The sequence below is a fragment of the Ectothiorhodospira sp. BSL-9 genome (assembly GCF_001632845.1).
Taxonomy (GTDB): domain Bacteria; phylum Pseudomonadota; class Gammaproteobacteria; order Ectothiorhodospirales; family Ectothiorhodospiraceae; genus Ectothiorhodospira.
Genome location: NZ_CP011994.1, coordinates 2342376 through 2358283, shown reverse-complemented (window position 1 = coordinate 2358283; position 15908 = coordinate 2342376). Strand labels below are relative to the sequence as shown.

At 53.7% G+C, this 15908-nt stretch carries 12 protein-coding genes and 1 pseudogene; 4 read left to right on the top strand and 9 right to left on the bottom strand.

Going from position 1 to position 15908, the window contains the following annotated elements; genetic code table 11:
* Positions 1 to 66: 66 nt before the first annotated feature.
* On the bottom strand, positions 67 to 630 hold the full coding sequence (locus tag ECTOBSL9_RS11045; protein ID WP_371258976.1) for a hypothetical protein: 564 nt from the start codon (positions 628 to 630) through the stop codon (positions 67 to 69).
* Between the two features lie 547 nt (positions 631 to 1177).
* On the opposite strand from ECTOBSL9_RS11045, the gene ECTOBSL9_RS17845 reads away from it, so the two are divergent.
* Positions 1178 to 1693: a hypothetical protein gene (locus tag ECTOBSL9_RS17845; protein ID WP_371259030.1), complete on the top strand. Its 516-nt coding sequence runs from the start codon at positions 1178 to 1180 to the stop codon at positions 1691 to 1693.
* Between the two features lie 19 nt (positions 1694 to 1712).
* On the opposite strand, the gene rffA is transcribed toward ECTOBSL9_RS17845, so the two are convergent.
* From rffA to ECTOBSL9_RS11030, 4 genes and pseudogenes are all read right to left on the bottom strand, one after another.
* Positions 1713 to 2840 carry a dTDP-4-amino-4,6-dideoxygalactose transaminase gene (gene rffA, locus ECTOBSL9_RS11040; protein ID WP_063465099.1) on the bottom strand — a complete coding sequence of 376 codons (1128 nt, stop codon included), beginning with the start codon at positions 2838 to 2840 and terminating at the stop codon, positions 1713 to 1715.
* A gap of 10 nt (positions 2841 to 2850) precedes the next feature.
* Entirely contained in the window at positions 2851 to 3579 is a 729-nt protein-coding gene (locus ECTOBSL9_RS11035; protein WP_156500101.1) for a sulfotransferase domain-containing protein, read from the bottom strand.
* Positions 3580 to 3713: 134 nt separating this feature from the next.
* Entirely contained in the window at positions 3714 to 4943 is a 1230-nt protein-coding gene (locus ECTOBSL9_RS16990; protein ID WP_156500100.1) for a response regulator transcription factor, read from the bottom strand.
* A 320-nt stretch (positions 4944 to 5263) separates the two neighbouring features.
* Positions 5264 to 5947 (bottom strand): annotated as a pseudogene (locus tag ECTOBSL9_RS11030) (transposase); the annotation flags it as partial.
* Between the two features lie 141 nt (positions 5948 to 6088).
* Between ECTOBSL9_RS11030 and ECTOBSL9_RS16635 the strand changes: the two are divergent.
* Positions 6089 to 6942 (top strand): IS5 family transposase gene (locus ECTOBSL9_RS16635; RefSeq protein WP_156500099.1). Its coding sequence is split into 2 segments (ribosomal slippage): positions 6089 to 6443 and positions 6443 to 6942, totalling 855 coding nucleotides; the frame shifts between segments, so codons are not numbered across the junction.
* A gap of 20 nt (positions 6943 to 6962) precedes the next feature.
* Here the strand turns inward: ECTOBSL9_RS16635 and ECTOBSL9_RS16630 are convergent.
* From ECTOBSL9_RS16630 to rfbA, 3 genes are all read right to left on the bottom strand, one after another.
* The gene (locus ECTOBSL9_RS16630; protein ID WP_082829880.1) at positions 6963 to 7781 is read right to left on the bottom strand and encodes a sulfotransferase; all 819 of its coding nucleotides are present in this window, start codon (positions 7779 to 7781) and stop codon (positions 6963 to 6965) included.
* Positions 7766 to 11158 (bottom strand): glycosyltransferase, encoded by a 3393-nt coding sequence (locus ECTOBSL9_RS11015; RefSeq protein WP_082829879.1) that lies wholly within the window; start codon positions 11156 to 11158, stop codon positions 7766 to 7768. Before ECTOBSL9_RS11015 ends, ECTOBSL9_RS16630 begins: the two co-directional genes overlap by 16 nt.
* A gap of 126 nt (positions 11159 to 11284) precedes the next feature.
* Positions 11285 to 12169: a glucose-1-phosphate thymidylyltransferase RfbA gene (gene rfbA / locus ECTOBSL9_RS11010; protein ID WP_063465093.1), complete on the bottom strand. Its 885-nt coding sequence runs from the start codon at positions 12167 to 12169 to the stop codon at positions 11285 to 11287.
* A gap of 227 nt (positions 12170 to 12396) precedes the next feature.
* Between rfbA and rfbC the strand changes: the two genes are divergently transcribed.
* Both rfbC and rfbB read left to right on the top strand, forming a co-directional pair.
* Positions 12397 to 12945, top strand: a complete 549-nt coding sequence (rfbC, locus tag ECTOBSL9_RS11005) for a dTDP-4-dehydrorhamnose 3,5-epimerase (protein WP_063465092.1) — start codon at positions 12397 to 12399, stop codon at positions 12943 to 12945.
* Positions 12945 to 14018: a dTDP-glucose 4,6-dehydratase gene (gene rfbB, locus ECTOBSL9_RS11000; protein WP_063466152.1), complete on the top strand. Its 1074-nt coding sequence runs from the start codon at positions 12945 to 12947 to the stop codon at positions 14016 to 14018. The genes rfbC and rfbB overlap by 1 nt, the downstream gene beginning before the upstream one ends.
* Before the next feature lie 86 nt (positions 14019 to 14104).
* Here rfbB and ECTOBSL9_RS10995 read toward each other — a convergent pair whose 3' ends face one another.
* Positions 14105 to 15700 carry an AAA family ATPase gene (locus ECTOBSL9_RS10995; RefSeq protein ID WP_063465091.1) on the bottom strand — a complete coding sequence of 532 codons (1596 nt, stop codon included), beginning with the start codon at positions 15698 to 15700 and terminating at the stop codon, positions 14105 to 14107.
* Positions 15701 to 15908: the final 208 nt, after the last annotated feature.

Below are 15908 nucleotides of genomic sequence, written 5' to 3'. Positions count from 1 at the left end.
TGGGGAAACACTGCCCCGTGTCCATCACGCGACACTGCACCCGATCCCCCGGACCGGCACTGCTCTTCATGGAAAAACCCACATACCCACCCCGGGGGGGGCCAACCGGCACAGATCCGGCCGGAACTCTGTTGCCATCAACTCCCGCTCCACCTTACCGTTGATCAGGATCTGCACCTTCACCGGCGCACCCCGATCATCGCCCCACCAGGCCCAGCCAGCAATGCGCTTTTCATCGGCCTTCACCAGCTTGCCATGCACATAAGGCTTGCCGGCCCTGAAAAGCTCACGGCGCTGATCAAACAACGCCAGGGCGTGATCATACAGATCAAGATCCTGGGCATTCAGCTCTCGGCAACGGCGCTCGTCCTCCCCTTCAAACCCATGTCGCTCATCCAGTCCATTACGGCCTTGATTATCTTCGCGCAGAGGGATCTCCAGGCCAAACTGACTCCTGAGCATCTCCAGGCTCTCGCCGTAACGTTCGGTGATGCCCATCAGGCCGATGGCCTCCAGAGGTGCCCCATGGAGCATCTTCGACTGACGGTTCTGGTTGGGAGCGGCTTCGTAAAACGCCTTGAAAGTCTTGTCATAACCGTTATTGCGTACAAAGTGCTGATATTCGGACATAAGCCGCTGCAGGGGATGCCGGAGAAACAGCATGGTATTGGCAACCCCACACCCTGACACAAATCGAAGCACAGGAACATGCCCTGCGATCGCCACGGGGGTGTCTTGCGACTGGATGGACTGAAAAAAGCGCCAGAAGTCTGGTGCCTGATAAATCAACTCCGAAACCAGCCCAGTGGTATGGGGAGATTTAGCTCCATAATCATAGAAGACCCGCTCCTTACCGACAGCCTGCTCAAGGCCCAAACGAAAACTGGTGCCCGCCGTCTTGGGCACATGCACAAAAAAATAGGGATTCATCAAGATTCCGATAAGTCGTAAAGAAATCGAAAAAATGAGAAGTGGAAAGAGACTCTAATTCTCCACTTCCTAAATTTCCGACATATGAAACGCATGGGTTCAGTGAGAGTCTCATCAAATGATAGAGGCTGTCAGAATAGATCATTTCAATGTCACTTCGACCGAGCCCGCGGTGCACACCGGTGCAAGGAAACCTTTATTCCGAGCCCAGTAAATGTCTAGGGACAATACCCATGCACAGCCAGCCATGCGCCGAACCGATCAGATAGCGCATCTGAGCCCCCACCAGCGGGCCCATCCCGCATGGGTGCTCGCGCGCCATCAACTCGTTCCAGATGGCCCGATGCGCGGCATCGTCCACGCGCACCAGAGCCAGACGTGCCAGCAGATCCCTTCTTCCTCTGCCACCTCGGAGATGGGCCGGTTGTTGGGCGGGAACAGTTTCTTGAGCACTGCTTCTCGGCGTTCTTCGGAGTACTTCATCGGAACCCTCTCTTCGCCCCCTTCAGGGTTTAAGATTCTAACAGCAGGTCAGGTTCCAACTACTTTGCCAGCGGGGGTACTTACCCTGCCACTGGATTTCACCATGTCGATCCACCGCATGAATATGAAAAACCGACTTTGCGATATCGACGCCGACCCATGTAATGTTCATCTGGACTTCTCCTCTCACTGGCTGGTGACACCTCATCCCCACCAGTTTGCACCATCCACGATTCTGCGGCAGGGTGAGCAGGAGTCCATCCCATTGCTTACCCAGTGATGAGAAGCTTCATAACTTTCTAATCAAAAAATGAAGTGACAGCATTTATCACCTGGCTCTGTTCCTCAATTGTCATGCCGTAGTAGATTGGCAGGCGCACCAGACGTTCACTTTCTTTAGTCGTGTATTTATCTTGGCCACAAAACTCACCAAACTTACTCCCTGCAGGCGAGCTGTGCAGCGGAACGTAGTGGAACACGGCCATTACATCGCGCTGTTTTAAATACTTAATAAATGCGGAGCGCTGCTCAAGGCCTTCCAACTTCAGATAAAACATGTGCGCATTATGAATGCAATGTTTCGGTATAAATGGCAGCTCCACCCGACCAGTCTCCCGAATCGGCTCAAAAGCATCTCGGTAAGCTTTCCAGGTCTTTAAACGATCTTGATTTATCTCGTCTGCATTCTGTAGTTGGCACCACAGATAAGCAGCTTGCAGCTCACTGGGAAGGTAGCTGCCACCCACATCAACCCAGGTATATTTATCGACTTGACCTAGGAAGAATTGGCTACGATTGGTGCCCTTATCACGAATAATATCAGCACGTTGTACAAACTGCTCATCATTAATAATAAGCAGGCCACCTTCACCACCACTGGTATAATTTTTGGTTTCATGGAAGCTAAAAGCACCAAGGTGCCCAATCGCTCCCAGCGCTTTACCTCTGTAGGTACTCATCATCCCTTGGGCCGCATCTTCGATCACAAAAAGATCGTGACGTGACGCAATCTCCATAATTGCATCCATCTCACAAGCGACGCCTGCATAATGAACAGGCACGACAGCTTTGGTCCTAGAGGTAATGGCCGCTTCAATATAGGCTTCATCAATATTCATCGTATCTGGCCGAATATCAACGAATACGATTTTCGCACCCCGAAGCACAAATGCGTTTGCTGTGCTGACAAAGGTATAGCTAGGCATAATGACTTCATCGCCTGGCTGAATATCAATCAGCATGGCGGCCATTTCCAGTGCAGCGGTGCAGGAAGGCGTCAGCAGCGTTTTACAAGATGAAAGATTCTCTTCAAACCATGCCTGGCATGCCTTACCGAAAACACCATCGCCAGACAGCCTTCTACTTTCAACAGCCTGCCTTAAAAAATCAACTTCTGATCCTGTACTGCAGGGGATATTGAATCGCATAGCCACACCATTACCTCCACAAAGAAATATCGACACCGTATTCAGCCTGCAACCTTAAATTGCTTTCTCCATAGTACGAGGCAAGAGAGTCTACCAACCCTTTATTATAATCGACGTGCGCCCCCCTAACCGCAGCATTGGTTTTTTCGACAGAAATGCCCACAAGATCCGGAAATCCAAGCTCCATCATGACACTTTTTCTGTATTGAAAATCAGAATAAAGCTTCTCCATTACAACAAGCAAAACTTGACTCTCATCAAGCACATCATAGAACCCCCTAATATAATCAACATAAACACCCCTACCTAGGTAATTGTAAGGATTGACAGATGTTGAGTAAGGAATTTCCTCATAGCCATCATCAAACAAGGCATCGAGAATTCCTCTTATTTCCAAACCGTTCTTTCTGGAAAAAAAGTAGTTGGATATCGCTCGCTCCACAGGATCCCTAAGCAAGAAAACAACTTTTGCATCCTGAAAGAAACTTTTTATATTTATTGCCACCTGCGGGAATTCTATGTAGCTAGTGGATTTCTCCACAATAACCTTGTCCTCTACAGAGCTATGCTCCCATTGTCTGAAGACATTTTCATTATCACTCATATTCATGAGAAGCTTTGGCTCTGGCGAGGCGGGAGAAAACGGCTGACAATACAAAGACTTAGAAACATACTCTAAAAAAGAAGTCGTCCCGCAACGCTGAGCACCACCAATAAAGAGCCATTTTCTTTTAAACATTAATCACCAACCTTCTAAACACTAACTACTGTCTTGGACTTCCCACATCAGGTTGAGCAGCGGTTTTAACCCGTCCCCAAGCCGTATGATCGCTCAGCTACTGTCGCTCGCAGCGTGAGGGAAACCCGGAAACTTCAGATTAAACTTTTTCTTTCCTTAAAAAAAGAAAAAGACTCACTAATAATACCCTCAAAAACAATTGATTTATAAAAGATATTTTCAGAATCATTATAATAATCAATCTGCTTTTCTAAAAAAGCATCAAATTTAGACCTACCAACTAAAAGATCCTGAATTGCTTTTAATAATTCCTCAAAACTACTATAGATAGCACCATCCCTGACCAATTTAGAAATATCTGAATTTTCATCATCGATAGCCAAAACAAGAACTCCCTGATTAATAGCTTGCCTAGCTCCGTTACCACCACCAAATGCATTTGGCAAGGTGAAAAACACATCAACACTTTCGTACAAAGCAGTCAGATCCATTTTTCCGTTTAAAAATATCATCGTGCCCAGCAAACTTTTAAAGTAATCAGGGAAAACATCCTTAGTTTTATCCACTGAATCCAGTCCAACAAAGTAAATAGATAGATCATTATTGCGTATAAACTCATAAAAATATCGCCATTCAACAGGCGTCAGGCGATTCAGACTTTCCCTAATCCTCTCCCCCGAATATACAGAGCATAGAACGTTTATCCTATCTTTATTGGAAAGCTTTCTCTTAGCTGGCATACAAGTAGGAGTAGTAAAATATCTACATTGTTTAGAATCAAGAAACTTATCTCTTACAAGAACAATATCACTAAAAGAACAGCTTTTTACGAAACTGCTAAAAGTAGCCGTTACAACTGGCCTTTTACAGAAAATCTCTTTATTCATCAAAAAATTTGAATAGAGAGGGTTTGCCCCTTTAAACTTCACAACAACATGATTGAGATTTTCTGATATATCGCAGACCTGACTAGCAACGCTAAATGAAACTTTCCCAAGAATAAAATCAACAGGAATTCGATAGAATTCACATGCTTGCTTTATGTTAGATAAAAACTCATCTCTCATTCCTTTATTGCTGATATCTGGATTGGATTTAAACCTATCCCACTCCTTAGTTACAATTAGGTTAATTTTATTAATTTTTTGAGACAGCGAAATACAGAGCAGGTAAGAGGAAATTGTCAAAAAATGCGTACCATGACCGACGGGAGAAATTAATGTTACTGAATCATAATCTTCGACAGGCAACAAAGAGACTCCAGAATTTACTTCTTGATAAAACTTCCTGATTGTTGGTACATTGCATTTCCCTCCTGCAACTTCAAGATATAAATCGGAAATAAGAACCTTACTTAACTCCACAATTAAAACCTCAATAGAAACTGAAAAAACAGCTTACCAGTCATTTTCATAAAAAGACAATTTAGTACGCAGCAGCATAGCTATTTTTTGGCCGATTTAATAGATATAGAGGCCTGGAGATATAATACCCGATGGGTAAGAGGGCCTCTAAAAATTATATTTTCTGAAAGCACTACCCCCGGGTATGGAAACAGAAGTTCCCAGCCCATTTTCACATCTGCAGACAGGAAAACGGAGGTCTCAAGACCTAAAATGATGGATCTTTCCGGGCTATTTGCGCCCCATCCCAAGGATATGGATGATCCCTCATGCGGTCGCCCCTGCAGATAGGTAAACCGTTTAGGGTCGTACAGCATGTTGTTCAAGGCAATCTTGACCCGAGCGCGGGCCCGGCCGATGGTTCTCACCAGTTGCCCTCCCATGGCCGCTTGGCTGGCAAAGACGTGCTCGACCCGAGCGCGTCTTTTGGATCGGCGCTGGTTGGCGACCTTTTGCCGCTCGTTGAGCGGTCGATTGACCTCCCCCGCTGTCAAGATAGTTGCCCCCCAAAGATCGGCACTGGTATTGGTGTCATCCAGCAGAAAATCCAGCATCTGGCTATCGTGGACGCTGGCATCGATCTGCCGCATCAGGGCACAAAACAGCTCATCCACCAATTCCAGTTCCTTGAGCCGCTCCCGGAACACCCAGACCGTCTTGGCACCCGGCACCTGTCCCTCCGGCTTGAGGACCAGGAAACGGCAAAACGAGTAGCGATCACGGATCTGGTACTCCACCTGATCGTCCGACAGGTTGTACAGGCGCTGAATCACCAGAACCTTGAACATCAGCACCACGTCATACGGCTTGCCCCCGGCCTTGCTCTTGCGGGGCTTGTCATACACCTGAGCCAGCAGCGGGCGAAACATCTCCCAGTTCACCACCCGATTCAGCCTTGGCAGCGGGTCGCCCAGCTTTTCCAGCAGGGCGTAGCGTTCATCCAGGTCAAACAGTCCGGGGATCATCGGCGGCAGCTTCATGGTGGGGACCTATCTGTATCATGAGCGGGCAGAACGTATTTTTCGAGGTTCCCGGTAATCACTAGGTTCTGTCTGAAAAGTGATTTTGCTAAGTTTGTACCATGATGAATCTGTACAGGAGGACTCATGGCAGGGCGGTACGAGCTTTCCGATGCAGAGTGGGAGCTGGTCAAGGATATCGTATCGACACCACAGCGCATGGGGCGTCCCCGGCGTGATGATCGACAGATGCTCAATGGTATCTTCTGGATTCTGTGCACTGGCGCCAAGTGGCGTGATCTGCCGGAACGATTTGGTCCATGGAAGACTGTGTATGACCGATTCCGGACTTGGCGGGATGAGGGGACTTTCGAGCTGGTCCTGGAGCGCCTGCATTTACGGCTTCGCGAGGACGGCTTGATGGATCTGGAGACCTGGATGCTGGATTCGACATCGACCCGCGCTACTCGAGCCGCCTCTGGAGGCGGTAAAAAGGGGGGTCTGAAGAACCCGTAGACCATGCCCTGGGGCGCAGTCGAGGCGGCCTGACCACCAAGATCCACCTGGTGTGCGACGGCCGTGGGCACCCGCTGGCGTTCGAGTTGTCGCCGGGTCAGCATGCGGACTCCCGATGGTTCACGACGGTGATGGAACGTGTTCATTTGCCCGGACCTGTGGGTCGCCCAGTAAAACGCTGTGATCACATCGTGGCCGACAAGGGTTATGACAGTGACGCGCTCCGACGATACTGTGATCGCTACGGCATGAAACCAGTGATTGCCAGCCGGAAGATGCACAGGCGACCGCGTCGTGGCCGGAGTCGGGGCTTCGACAAGGCACGCTACCGGCAACGGAACATTGTGGAGCGCCTTTTTGGCTGGATGAAGGAAATGCGACGTATAGGCACTCGATACGACAAGCTTGCCAAGAGCTTTCGAGCCATGGTTTGTCTCGCATGTGTTGTTCGTTGCTTCCGATCATACTTTTCAGACAGAACCTAGAGGCTCCCTTAACAAAATATTTAGGTAACCGCCTTGAGAATAACAGCACGAAGATCATCTGGCACTTCACCACTTTCTCCTATTGCATTAACTCGATTCCCCATAAGATCTTTCATCTTTTCTTTATCAACCGGCAAGCCGAGAAACTCTTGAAGGATCCCGCTCGTTTTCTCTGGTGAAGCCACCATGTTTTCATAGCTCATTAATAACACATCGTCAAAATATTTTTGGTATTTTTCCATGGCTGACCCGTAATCATTTAACGCAGCCTGCTGAGCAACCCATTCAGGCATGGTCTCCAGTGCCTCGTTGATACCTTCGGAGACCCTCTCTTTATCATAACGATCTCCACGGTAAACTTTTAATAGCTTAAAGGCTGATATAAATCTATCTACTGGATCACGGGATATCAGAATGATCTTGGCACTTCTGCCTAACTCATTCGACATCTTTTCCACGCCCGGCTCCGGCAGAATCATATATTCCGGTGTAATTTCACCGAGAGTGGCATGCCCCATAATGCAAGGACGAAACAAATCCAGATAGTCAATATCTTTGATGTCTTTCTCAGCAAGAATCCTATTTGCTCGGACATAGCATTTGTAACGCTTATTAATATAAGAGTAGTTTTTTGCACTAATTAAGCGATTTAGTTCTCTATCAAGCTGCCGCTTTGAGAACTCTCTCAAAACATGCGGGTGACGCACACCATATAAAGTATCGTAATAATGCAACTCCTTTATGGGGTGCATAAAGATATCAGTGCATTCACTAAGAATGTGATGCAGCAGCGTTGAACCAGCACGCTGCGAACCAATCCCAATTACAAATTTCGACATATACCCATATACTCTTTCGTTAGCTGTTCCGTCTGTTGCAAGGCCGTTGCTCGACCAGGCCCTTCAATGCACTGCTTATAGTGCTTTGTTTGTTGCCCTATTTTATTCAACACGTCATTGAGTGCCTTTTCAGTCGGATTAATGACATGCCCGGTTATTCCCTCAACCAAATCCTCCCCAATCCCTCCCATATCACTGGCCACCACCCAGCACCCACAAGCCGCCGCCTCGCGGGTTACCAGCCCAAAGCTCTCCGGCCAAGTCGAAGGCGCGAACAACACATCAATCCTCCGGTACAGGTCAACAACCTGATCTTGGTTTACACGTCCGATAAACGTGACTGGCACTTTGCCCCAATAGCTTTTCTGCTCATAGGCCTCTTCCTTGGAATGATCCACCACCAAAAACTCCAGATTGTCCGGCTGTGCAGTCAGTACCGCTTCCTTGAGCAGATAGTACCCCTTATGCTCTGACATGCCACCAACATGGCCGCACACAACCCGATCCGTATAGCTTGTGTCCTTGGGGGCCCAAGGCACATCATCGGAAATGCCGTTGGGGATGACCTCAATCTCCCTGATGCCATTCTGACGATAGATCTCGGCAAAGGCATGGGATACCGTCAGCACTTTATGGGCCTGATGCAGCAACTCCTTGAGATCGTGCCGTCTCTGGATGGACTCTGCCAATGAGATACCTGGAGGCAACTCAATGGGTTCATAGGGATCGGGATGCCCCTGGGGATACACCTTGCCCTGATGGTCCACCAGAAACTGGAAATCGGAAATCCACCAGGCATCATGTACCGTCACCATGTAGGGGATGCCCGCATCCCGAGCGGCTTCCACAATGGAGGCGGTGAGGCGCTGTACACAGTGGAAGTGCACCATGTCCGGCTGCTCCAAGGCCAGAAACTCGCTGAAAAGCTTATACATCTCGGGATCTTTCGGATGCCAGTCCATGTGCTCACGCCAGAGCGTGGTGGCACGATAAACCCGCACTCCCTGCTCTTGATACACGGTCATGCGGTGGGATGTACGACATTCAGCATCCGCAGTGAACACACAAAGATCAAGGTCTTCGTGGTAGTGCTTGCGCAGAGCCTTGAAATTATCCGCCACCACCCGCGTGGCGCCGCCAATAGATTGGGGCGGGAAGAATACGTTCACCAGCGCCACCTTGCGCCGGGTGGTGGTGAGTGTAGCCATTGGCGCTAGTTGAGATACCAGGCTATCCCCCAATGCCTTGAGGCTATAGGCAGTCTGCACCCGCTCCACAGCTGTGCGGGCCATGGAGCGGCGCAGTTCGGGGCTATCGATTAGTTGTTTCAAAGCCTGGTACCAAGCCTCACTGGTGGAGGCGATAAAGGCATCCACGCCGTCTTCGATTACATCCCGGTAATTGGCGGTACCACTGACGATGGAAGGCACACCCAAACAGGCCGCCTCGAACCATTTGAGTTCACTCTTGCAGTCATTGATAGGATCTTCATGCAGCACCGCAAGGTTGATGTCGGCCTGTTCCAGCAGTGACCAGTAGCCCCGCACACTCTTGACCGGCGGCAACTGCCTGTACTGGCTGGCAAATCGGACTCGAAAGGCCTTGGGCAGGCGCAGGTAGCCAACAACCACCAGTCGAGCCTTCGAATTCTGAGACAGTATCCGCTCAACGGCGGGCAAGGCCAGTTCGACGAAATCGCTGTTGTGGGCCTGCGTACCACTGCCGTAGAAAATATCGATGGTCTGCTTGTGTGTGTTGTCCTGGGTACGGAATCGGTTGAGGTGGTCCAACCCGTTGCGATGCAACAGACACTGCTGCTCTATCACCAATGGCGCCAAGCGGTTCCTTAGTGGCTCGGTCGAAGCGATACCATGGCGGCACAACCGCGCGGCAGCGTTGAAAAGCGCCATACCTCGGGTCAGTTCCCGGTAGGTGTCCAGATTGACATAGCCACCGTAGGTTTCAATGGGTGGTGGATAAATGGGATCAAACAGTAAGTCATCGATTTCGTACAGGCTGAGCTTACCCGTGGCATTGACCTGAGCAATGGCCTTTATGATCTTCGGCACAGCCGACACGCGGTAGAAAATGACGATATCATGGAGCGCCAGCGCGTTGGGATGCTGTTCCAGTTCCATCCAGTCAATGGCAGTGACGGTCTTGCCCACAGCTTCCAGTTGCTCGATCTTCTGTGTGATGCGATAGCGTACGCACTGCGGAACATGGTAATCACCGATGATGAGGATTTTATCCGTGTTCAGATGCCCAAGAGGGGGCAAGGCGGGAATGGTCAGCGGATCTGAGCTTGCTGGGCCGCCGAAATAAGGTAAGTAGGTACGATAGAGCGTGCGGGCATACTGGTTGACCTTTTCGACCAAGTGCTCACGAGCCTGCATGTCAACATACACCATACACCTAGGATAAAGGGATGCCCAGATCTGCTCGGCAACGTCATCGAGTCGATCGAGTTGATGGGTAAACTGGGGAAAACGGACCCGGGATTCCATCAGGCTTTCCAGTGCCTCCACATGGCGATCCAGCTTCACAAGACAACTGGCACGATGCAAATACACCCAACAATGCACATTGGGTTTGGTCGCGGCCAGATTGTAATACCTCAACGCCAAGCTGTACTGCTGTCGATCCAGATAAATATTACCCAACAATTCAAGCACTTGGGTAGACTGCTCGAATACCAGCGCAGCCTCCAGCAATGCTTGGCCTTTTTCGGGGTTGCCTTTGACCAAGTGATGCTTCGCCAGCGCCAGGTAGGCCTCGTGGGTGTCATGGTCATTATCCGACAGCGCCAGAGGAGTGATGTTTTTTCCGAGAAAGGTGTCCAACACGACTTGGGGATCAAGTTCAACCCCACGACCAGCGGTGCGCTCCAGGATCTCACGCAGTGAAAAGCGTGCGGGCAGAACCGACAACGGCAAGCTGTGAATTTTGGCCCAAGCAGCCAGTGAGGGGGTGCGCCCTTCGGCTTTGCCATGCCGCCGATAATGGGCTTCAGCTTGGGCCTGGGTGGTAACACCGTTGGTTTTAAGGTCAGGGTACAGAGTCAGGTAAAAGTCTGCATCTACCTCTGTGGGCGCGTCAGGTTCTGTGGTTGAGGGCTCGGAGGCAAATTGCGGATCCCCCGCCGCGTGAGAAGCCGAGGCGAAGCGACCTTCCTGATAACCATGGGCATGCCAATGCTGGATCAGTGCCTGATCTGTTAGTCCCGCCAGGTCAGGGTAGGTATCTCTATAGTATTTCAAATCCAGATGAATCTTATGGGATGCTCCTTTGCTATCACCACGACGGGTGACCTGATGACTGAAGGGCACAACGATGCTTTTTCTTTTCAAAAAGTTAGAGATCTTTACTTTTTTCATATCGTTTGAACCCGTCAACGTCCGTTTCCTTTTCATTCAAAATAGTTATATGCATTATGAATACTGAGAATCTTGAATCAGAATTCGGCTTCCAGCCGTTCGCAGACGAGAAAGGTGTTAGCCGATTCAGCCACGGCGGCGCTCATGCAGGCATTGCAGCAGGTATTGTCCGTAACCCGTCTTTTTCAGGGCCTGGCCGGAAGCCTCCATGGCCTGGTCGCTGATAAAACCCTTTTCCCAGGCGATCTCCTCCAGGCAGGCGATCTTGAGCCCTTGGCGGTGCTCCACGGTCTGCACGTATTGGGAGGCCTCAAGGAGGCTGTCGTGGGTGCCGGTGTCCAGCCATGCGAAGCCTCGCCCCAGGCGCTCCACGTGGAGACGGCCCTGTTGCAGGTAGACGTTATTCACACAGGTGATCTCCAACTCCCCGCGTGCCGAGGGTTTGATGTCACGGGCGATGCTCACCACCTGGTTATCGTAGAAGTACAGCCCGGTCACGGCATAGTGGGAGCGGGGGCGCGCGGGTTTTTCCTCGATGGAAAGGGCGCGACCGGCGTCGTCGAATTCCACCACGCCGAAGCGTTCCGGGTCCTTCACCTGATAACCGAAGACAGTGGCCCCCTCTTCCCGTCGACTGGCCTGGTTGAGCTGGTCGCTGAAGTGCTGGCCATGGAAGATGTTGTCACCCAGGATGAGGGTGACCGGGTCGGTGCCGATGAAGTCGGCACCGATGAGAAAGGCCTGGGCCAGGCCGTCGGGGCTGGGCTGCTCGGCGTACTGGATATTGAGGCCCAGATAGCTGCCGTCCGCGAAGAGGTCCTGGTACTGGGGCAGGTCTCGGGGGGTGGAGATAATGAGGATGTCCCGGATCCCGGCGAGCATGAGCACCGAGAGGGGGTGGTAGATCATGGGCTTGTCGTAGACCGGCAGCAGCTGCTTGGATACGGCCTGGGTGATGGGATACAGGCGGGTGCCGGAGCCGCCGGCGAGAATGATTCCTTTGCGTGACATCTCATGTCTCTTGGGGGTGAAGGGCTTCTCTTGCGCGCGGTTTCTTGCCGGACGGGCGTGAGTTCAGGCGCAGCGCATCGTAAACGATACACTACCAAGATGAGAAATGGCCATGGGTGGCTGTTCGCGGCCAAGGGCCGCTCCCACGGGAGCTTCAAGAATGACGTGCTTCCATGATGGGGCTGTGGGCATTATGCTCTGGCGCTTTCCAGAATTCGGGAATCACGATGCAAGCTGAAAGACTCGCCGTCCCCGAGGTGATCCGCCTCTCCCCCAAGGTGTTTGGCGATGATCGGGGTTTTTTCTTCGAGAGCTTCAATGCCCGGGCCTTTGAGGCCGCCACGGGCTGCAAGGCCGCGTTTGTGCAGGATAACCACTCCCGGTCGGTGCGAGGGGTGCTCCGGGGGCTGCATTACCAGTTGCCGCCTCATGCCCAGGGTAAACTGGTGCGGGTGGTGCAGGGGAAGGTGTTTGATGTGGCGGTGGACATCCGGCGGGGGTCGCCCACGTTCGGGCAGTGGGCGGGGGCTGTGCTGTCTGCCGAGAATCGGCAGCAGTTGTGGATTCCACCGGGGTTCGCCCATGCTTTCGTCACGCTGAGTGAGACAGCGGAATTTCTCTACAAGACCACCGATTATTACGCCCCAGAGTGTGAGCGCTGCATTGCCTGGGATGACCCGGAGATCGGGATTGAGTGGCCTTTGGAGGCGCCGCCCGTGCTTTCGGACAAGGATCGCCAAGGGGTGTCTCTGGCCAGGGCGGAGGTGTTTGAGTGATTGTTAAAACCTTTCTGGTCACCGGCGGTGCCGGATTCATTGGCTCGGCGGTGGTGCGGGAGTTGATTCAGCACACGTCCCATCGGGTGGTGAATGTGGACAAGCTCACCTATGCGGGGAATCTGGAGTCGGTGGCGCCGGTGGCGGATGACGCGCGTTATCGGTTCATCCAGGCGGACATCTGCGATGCGCCGGCCATGGCGGCGGCCTTTGCCGAGCATCAGCCGGATGTGGTGATGCACCTGGCGGCGGAGAGCCATGTGGATCGGTCCATCGACGGGCCGGCGGCCTTTGTGGAGACCAATCTGGTGGGCACCTATGTGCTGCTGGAGGCGGCGCGGGCCTACTGGAGGGGACTGCTGGAGGCTGATCCGGAGCGGGCCCGGGACTTTCGCTTCCATCATATCTCTACCGATGAGGTTTACGGGGATCTGGAGGGGCCGGAGGGGCTGTTCACCGAGTCCACACCCTATGCGCCCAGTTCCCCCTACTCCGCCAGCAAGGCCGGTTCGGATCATCTGGTGCGGGCCTGGCAGCGTACCTATGGCCTGCCGACCCTGGTCACCAACTGCAGCAATAACTATGGCCCCTATCACTTCCCCGAGAAGCTGATCCCGCTGATGATCCTCAACGCCCTGGCGGGCAAGCCCCTGCCGGTGTATGGCGACGGGGGGCAGATCCGCGACTGGCTGTATGTGGAGGATCACGCCCGGGCGCTGATCCAGGTGGCCACCGGCGGCGCGGTGGGCGAGACGTACAACATTGGCGGGCATAACGAGAAGACCAACCTGGAGGTGGTGGAGACCCTCTGCGATCTGTTGCAGGAACTACGCCCACCGGCGGCCGACGGGCATTATCGCGATCTGATCACCTTCGTGCAGGACCGCCCCGGCCACGACCGGCGCTATGCCATTGATGCTGGCAAGATCGAGCGGGAACTGGGCTGGGTGCCCCGGGAGACCTTCGAGAGCGGGTTGCGCAAGACGGTGGCCTGGTATCTGCAGAACCAGGATTGGTGGCAGCGGGTGCTGGATGGCAGTTATCAGGGGGAGCGGTTGGGAGTGGGTGTTTGAGCAGTTCACGGGAAGAGGCGCACTGGTGAATTGCATGTCGACCTGAGTGGCTACCGCCCCCGCAAGCGGCGCAGGGCAAGGCCTGCTCAAGCCCCCCACACCTGAATCATGCGCCCTGCTTCGCTGCGCTGATCTTTCCAGATGCGGTTATCCCAGCTCGCTTCAGGGTCGCGGTTGAAGATCACCAGGTGGGCTTCGTCCGCGCCGACCTGGTCGGCATAGGCGGCGGTTTGCTCCAGGCCTTTGGCGATGATGGTTTCCAGCGCGCCCCGCTGCAGCTTCAGCTCGATCACGATCCGCTGGATCGGGCCGTGGAATCCCCTGCCCTCGTCCGTGGGCCATTCGATGAACAGGTCCGTGCGCTTGCGGCCCAAGCCGTATTCCCGGGTGATGCGGCCGCCCCCATTGACGATGCGCTGCAGGAAAGCCTGCATGAGCAGTTGCGGGCCGGCTTCCTTGTAGTCGAAGCGCTCCATCCAGCTGTCGGCGTGTTCGCGGAAGAATTGCTGGAAGGCGGACAGGAGCTTGGGCATGTCGAGGCGGTGGTCGGGGGTGAGGTACCAGGCCTGCTGCTCCGCCATGGTCTCCTGGGTGGTCCAGGTGAGTTCCCGGGGGATCACCTCCCGGTAGATGCGGTTACTGATGCGCAGCATCGGCCGACGCTCTATCAGGCCCAGATCCTCCACGTACTGGAGGTCATCCATGGGCAGTCGCTGTGCGCTCTCGGCACCCGCAAGCAATAGCTTGATGACGTTGCACACCCTGGGCTCGCGCAGCTTGTCGGCCAGTTGATCCAGGTGAGTGGCCCGGGACTGGATCAGGGCCTCCCGGGCGGCACGGTAGTCTTCCAGCGACAGTGGACGGCTGCGCTCGCGGGCCGGCTTGAATTCCCAGGTGAGTTCGTAGGCCAGCGCATTCACCAGCCAGGGCTGGCCGCGGGTGTCTTCCCATAGCTCCGGGAAGAGGGCGGGGTCGAAGGGCTGTCCGGTGTCGTCGGTGTGCTGTTGCCACAGGGCGTTGCATTCATCCTGGGTGAAATTGCCCATGCGCAGCGACTTGGCCTTGATGTTGAAGGCGCTGCCGCCGGTGATCACCTGGGCGCCTTCCTGATGCAGGCGGTAGTCACGCACGTCCCGCACGCCGCACAGGACGATGCTCTGGGGGAAGGCTTCCGGGCGCTGGGCATAGCCGGCACGGATCTGGCGCAGCAGGGAGATGAGGGTGTCGCCCACCAGGGCGTCCACTTCGTCCAGGAAAAGGACCACCGGGCGGTCACTGTGCTGGGCCCAGTACTGCAGTACCTGGGTGAGGAGGGTTTGCGGAGAGGTGGCAGTGCGCCGGCCTGCATACCACTGACTCAACCAATCGTGCCCCAGGTGCAGTTCAATGGCACTGACCAAGGCATCACAGGCGGCGGGTATGCCTTGTGTCGCATCACCTCTGGCAGCCTGAGCCCCTTCGATGTTGGCGTAGGCGCAGGCATAACGCCCCTCGGCGTTGAGGGCCTTCATCATGGCCAGCAGGGTGCTGGTCTTGCCGGTCTGGCGGGGGGCGTGCAGCACGAAGTAGCGCTGCTGGGCAATCAGGGCCTGCACGTCTTCCCAGTCCACCCGGGTCAGGGGATCAATGTGATGGTGCAGCTCGGGTTTGACGGGCCCGGCGTTGTTGAAGAAACGGGGCATGGGGTGGTCCGGGGTGGGCGTAGGCGGTGATTATTGTAACAGCGCTGGGAACTTCCGGAGCCCCAGCCCCCGTGGGAGCTGGCCTCGCCGGCGATGCGCCGCGCCAGCAGCGCCCTGGCCCATGCCAAGGTGCCCACCGCCTTCGCGGGCGAGGCCCGCTCCCACAAGGGCCGCTGCTGCCACTGAGGATGATCCTGATCACTTCCCC